The sequence below is a fragment of the Jatrophihabitans sp. genome (genome assembly GCF_046262535.1).
GTDB lineage: Bacteria > Actinomycetota > Actinomycetes > Mycobacteriales > Jatrophihabitantaceae > Jatrophihabitans.
Genome location: NZ_JBHEMO010000095.1, coordinates 1 through 5,144 on the forward strand (window position 1 = coordinate 1; position 5,144 = coordinate 5,144).

Sequence of the window (5,144 nt, forward strand, 5' to 3'; positions counted from 1 at the left end):
GCCTGCGGCCGGCCAACCCGAAGAACAAGGGCACTGTCCTCTTCCGCTTCAGCACCGACCGCGCGACGTCCGGCTACGTGTCCATCGCCACCGTGGACTACTACGACGGCGACGGGTGGACGTTCACCCGGACCTTCCGCCCGTCGGGCGGCGTCATACCCGATGAGACCGATCCCACGATGCGCCCGCCGGGGCCGATGGTGACCCAGCAGTACACGATCACCAAGGGTGCGATGACGACCGTGCCCTGGATGCCCTACCTGAACCGGGCGGAGCGGGTCACCGGCGCGGCGGTGAACATCGACCCCGACAGCGGCATGATCGTTCCTTCCGGCGCCCTGCATGCGGGCGACCAGTACACGGTGCGCTCGAGGGCGACCAGCAAGGATGTCACTGACCTGTCGAAGACCTCGCTGCTGGGAACGTCAGCCTCGCAGGTGGACACCACGCTGCCCAACGGGCTGACCGGTGCGCTGAACACCTTGATCGGCTCCCTCGCGCAGGAGACCGGCGCGTCGAGCGATCAGCCGATTCCGTTTCTCCAGGCCGTCGCCAAGGACTTCCGGACCAACTCCGCCCTCGCCGGCGGTCCGGCGACGAGGCCCACGTCGACGTCGGTGCCGGGTGGTCGCGTCGCGCAGCCCCAACCCGTCCGGCCGACGACGAAGACTCCGAAGCCGTCGAAGAAGACGCCCGCGCGGGCAACGCCGACTCGTCCCCGTCCGACCCCGACGCCGTCATCGACCTCGACCACCCACACCGGCGGCACCACGTTCGCCGACGTCCTGGCCTCCATCCGCGGATCGCACTCCGCCACCCCGGAGCAGTACGCGACGCTGACCGCCCTGATCGCCCGCAAGCTGGGCATTCCCGCCCGGCTCGTCGCCGGTTTGCGGATCAAGCCTCCGACCGGTTCGACAACCCTGCCGGCCGGCAGCTACGAAGCACGCGCCGCCGACGCGTGGACCTGGGTGGAGATTCCGGTGCGTGGCCTCGGCTGGGTCGTCCTCGATCCGTCGCCCCAGACCTACGCCGGCCAGGCTCCGCAGAACAGCGACGGATCGACACCGACGCCGAGCCCCACGCCGACGGGCAACGCGCTGGTGACCCACGCCAACAACGGCCACGCCGTCGCCCCGCGGAGCAAGACTCCGCACGCTGCGGGCGCCTCCATCACGAGTGTTCTCGCCGCCGTACTCATCGTGGTCCTGGCCCTCGTCGCCGTCGTCATCGCGGCGCTGCTCGCCCGCAAGCGCGTCCGAGCCCGCCGTCGGCGCCGCGCCGGCGATCCGCGGCGGCGGCTGCTCGGCGCGTGGCAGGAGTCCCTCGACGTGCTCACCGAATCCGGGCTGCCCGACCTCACGTACCTGACCAGCGCCGAGGTCGCCGCGACCACCGGCGAGCGGTTCGGCGGTGCGCCGGCGGCCCAGGCCCGCTACATCGGCGATGCCGCCAACGTGGCGCTGTTCAGCCCGACATCGTGGATCGGCCCCGCCGAGGCCGACGCGGCGTGGCGGGCGCACGCGGTGCTGATCCAGTCGGTCCGGCGGCGACTCGGCTGGCGGGACCGGATCAGCGCCGGGTTGCGCTACAGCCGCACGAAGCGGCGCCGCCCGCAGGCCGGCCCGACGTCCTGGGCCGCGGCGGCCCGGGCGCGAGCAACCGGCGCCAACCGCGGCAAGCATGTCCGGCGATCGCGTCCGAGCCGTAACCGGAACAACACCGGCTAGGTTCGCCGCGAGGTCAGCGGCCGGCCGTCAGTCGGGCGCGCTGTCGGTAGGCGTCCAACAGCGCATGTAGATAACGCAGGTCGCCGCCGGCCCGCTTGGTCGCCGGCAGGTCGAGCGGACCGCTGCCGGTCACTGCGACCAGCCGGCCCCCGTTGCCGGACGAATCGTCGAAGCGCGGTTCGAACCCGTCGACGTCGGTCCACGGCACCTGTCGGCGGCGCCACCAGGTCCGCAGCACCAGCCCGCCCTCGTCGACCGTCAGGCCGGAGGCACCGGCCCGGATCGTCACCCGGCGGCGCAGCGACATCGGGTCGAGGGACAGGTCACCGACGAAGGCCGGCGACGCGACCGCGGCCGGGCTGGAGGAGGGAGCGCGGAACGCCCAGGTCGGCACGGCGCCGGCCGGGTGTTGCCCGTCGGCGGCGAACGTCGGTGGGATTGGGTACTGCGCCGGGCCGGGCTGGGGCGGAACCCAAGCGGCGGGACGCTGCGGCAGCGGCCGGTGGTGCTCTGCGTGCTCCTGTGGCGCCAGCCAGGCCGCGCTCGGGTGCGACGGCTCGTCCGCGGCGAAGGGCTCGGCGTCCTCCTCGTCGATCCGGATCGGCGAGCGCTCGACCATAGGCCGCGGACGGTGCGGCGGAGGCTCCGACTGCTCCGTCGCGGCCTCCGCCCGCGGTTCGGGCGCGGCCTCCGGCTCGGGCTGGAGTTCTGGCTGGGTCGGCATCCATCGCGGTGGGGGCGCCTCGACCTCGACGTCCCCGACCAACGGCTCGGGCAGCACATCGTCGAAGGCCGGCAACGGCAGGCTCGGCCGCGGCCACGGCGCCGGCGCGGGATCGGCAACGGCTGGTGGTGACGGCGGCGGTGACGGTGGCGGTGGCGGTGGCGGTGGCGGTGGCGGCGGCGGCGGTGGGACGACGGCGGGCACCGGCACCCGCACGGGCATCGGCATCGGCATCGGCCCCACTGGGGCCGGGACGGCGGCCGCGGGCGCCGTCGCTCGGGGCACGAGTCCGGGCAGCCGGGTGATCGTCGGCAAGCCGACGGTCGAGCCGCTCGGATCGCGGATGAGGAACTGCGTCCGGGGCCAGTTCTGCGCCGCCTCGATGGCGGCCAGCTCGGCGGCGAACTCGGCGGCGGTCGGCGGGCGGCTGTCCTTGTCCTTGCTCATGGCGTGGACGAGCAGATCCGACAGCTGGGTCGGCACGTGGGCGTTCACCAGCGGCTGCACCGGGTCGCGCAGGATTCGCAGGATGACCGACGCCGGCGACTGACCGTCGTAGGCGCGGAATGCGGACTTGCCGGCGATGAGCTGATAGAGCGACGACGCCAGTTCGTAGACATCGGTGGCGGCGGAGGTCTCACCGCCCTCGAGCAGCTCGGGAGCCGCGTGCAGCGTGGTGAAGTCGAACAGTCCGGCCGTGGTCTGCGTCGAGGACTGCAACATCGCGACGCCGAAGTCGGCGAGTGCGGGCTCGCCGAACTCGGTGATCAGGATGTTCTGCGGCTTGACGTCGCGGTGCAGGATCTCGGCGCGATGCGCCGTTTCGAGGGCGCCGGCGATCTTGATCCCGAGCGACACCACTTCGGACACCGGCAGTCCGAGGCCGTCGCGCATCCGGTCGGAAATCGCCCCGCGGCACAGCTCCAGAACGAGGACGGGGCGGTCGTCGGCCGCGCGGAACGACCGGAACAAGGTCACGATGTTCGGGTGCGAGCTGACGGCGCCGAGCGCGATCGACTCCCGCTCGAAGGACTCGATGGCGCGCGGGGACGCGTCGCGCACGTTCAGCAGCTTGAGTGCCACGAGCCGGTTGGTGCCCACCTCGCGAGCCCGATAGACGGTCGCGAGACTGCCCATGCCGATCTCGGCGACATCGCTGAAGCCGGGAAAGAAGTCGCTCTGGGCGCCCTTCGCCCGCCACAACTTAGCCACGCTGACCTCCCCGGAACCTGACCGCGAGCGTATCAACGACCTGCCGGACAAACGGCGCGAACCGACATCGCGAGAAACCGGACCGGCAACGTGGCACAGTGGTGCCGTGTCCGCCGACAACCGCCGTGCGATCGGTCTCGCCGCGCTGCTCGCCGGCGCCGGCGCGACTCACTTCGCCATGCCCAAGTTCTACGACGCGATGATCCCCGAGCCGCTTCCCGGCACGCCGCGGATGTGGACCTACGGTTCGGCGGTGGCCGAGTTGGCCACTGCCGCCGCTCTGCTGGCGCCGCCCACGCGGCGGGTCGGCGGACTGGCCGCGGCCGGGCTGTTCGCCGCCGTGCTGCCGGGGAACATCAAGATGGCGATCGACGCCCGGAAGAGCGATTCGACGCCGTACCGGGTCGGCACGATCCTGCGCCTGCCGATGCAGGCCCCACTGATCGCCTGGGCGCTCAAGGTGCGGCGCAGCGCCCGCTGAGCTCAGTCGGCGAAGGCCGGTTCCTCGGCGACCAGGCGGGCGGTGCGCGCCGCACTGGCATCGGCCCGACGACCCGTGGTGAGCGCACCGAGGACGAAGACGGCCAGTCCGCATCCGGTGATCACCCACCAACCCGCGGCGCTGGCCGCAACGAAGCCGCTGCGCAGCGGTCCCGACAGGCTGGCCGTCACCACCGAGCCGATGACGGCGACGCCGAGGGCCGCGCCGACCTGACGGCTGGTGGACGCGACGGCCGCCGCCACACCGGCGCGCTCGCGCGGCATCCCTGACACCGCCGTATTGGTGATGGGCGCGTTCAACAGACCGAAGCCGGCGGCGAAGACGGCGAAGCTGCCGATGACCCAGACATAGGACTCGGAGGCCGAGAGCGAGTGCAGCAGCACTCCGCCGAGCGTCAGCAGGCTCCCCGCCAGCAGCAGTGGCAGCCGGGGGCCGCGGTTGCCCACCATCCGTCCGGACAGCGGCGCCAGTATCAGCGTCATGATCGCGAGCGGGAGGAAGCAGCACCCGGCCACCAGCGGGCTCAGCCCGCGCACCTCTTGCAGATAGAGGCTGCTCAGGAACAGGAAACCCGCGAAGCCGGCGAAGCCGCAGATGGCGATGACCGTCGCGCCCGTGAACGGCACGCTGCGGAAGAAGCGCAGGTCGATCAGCGGCTCACGGCGGCGCGGTTCGTAGCGGCCCAGCGCCACAGCGGCGAGCGCCGCGAGGGCGAACGCGATACCCGTCTGCGCCGAGAGCCAACCGGCCCGTGGCGCTTCGATGATCGCGAACGTCAGGCCGCCGAGCAGAGCGATGACCAGCACTTGGCCGACCGGGTCCAGACGCCGGGCATGCGGGGCACGCGACTCCGGCACGAACACCGCGGCCAACACGAAGGCGAGCACGCCGACGGGCACGTTGATCCAGAAGACGGCCCGCCAGCCGATCGAATCGATCAGCACGCCGCCGACGATCGGGCCGAGACCGAGGCTGA

4 protein-coding genes are annotated in these 5,144 nt (G+C 72.3%); 2 read left to right on the forward strand and 2 right to left on the reverse strand.

The genetic code is table 11. The features are described from left to right. A partial coding sequence (locus ABR571_RS13890) for a DUF3488 and transglutaminase-like domain-containing protein (protein ID WP_409453798.1) occupies positions 1 to 1,730 on the forward strand: 1,730 nt, incomplete at its 5' end. A 13-nt stretch (positions 1,731 to 1,743) separates the two neighbouring features. Here the strand turns inward: ABR571_RS13890 and ABR571_RS13895 are convergent. After that, the gene (locus ABR571_RS13895) at positions 1,744 to 3,666 is read right to left on the reverse strand and encodes a serine/threonine-protein kinase (RefSeq protein WP_409453799.1); all 1,923 of its coding nucleotides are present in this window, start codon (positions 3,664 to 3,666) and stop codon (positions 1,744 to 1,746) included. Between the two features lie 106 nt (positions 3,667 to 3,772). On the opposite strand from ABR571_RS13895, the gene ABR571_RS13900 reads away from it, so the two are divergent. Next, entirely contained in the window at positions 3,773 to 4,147 is a 375-nt protein-coding gene (locus ABR571_RS13900; protein ID WP_409453800.1) for a MauE/DoxX family redox-associated membrane protein, read from the forward strand. Positions 4,148 to 4,149: 2 nt separating this feature from the next. On the opposite strand, the gene ABR571_RS13905 is transcribed toward ABR571_RS13900, so the two are convergent. After that, on the reverse strand, positions 4,150 to 5,144 hold a 995-nt coding region (locus ABR571_RS13905; protein ID WP_409453801.1), incomplete at its 5' end, for an MFS transporter.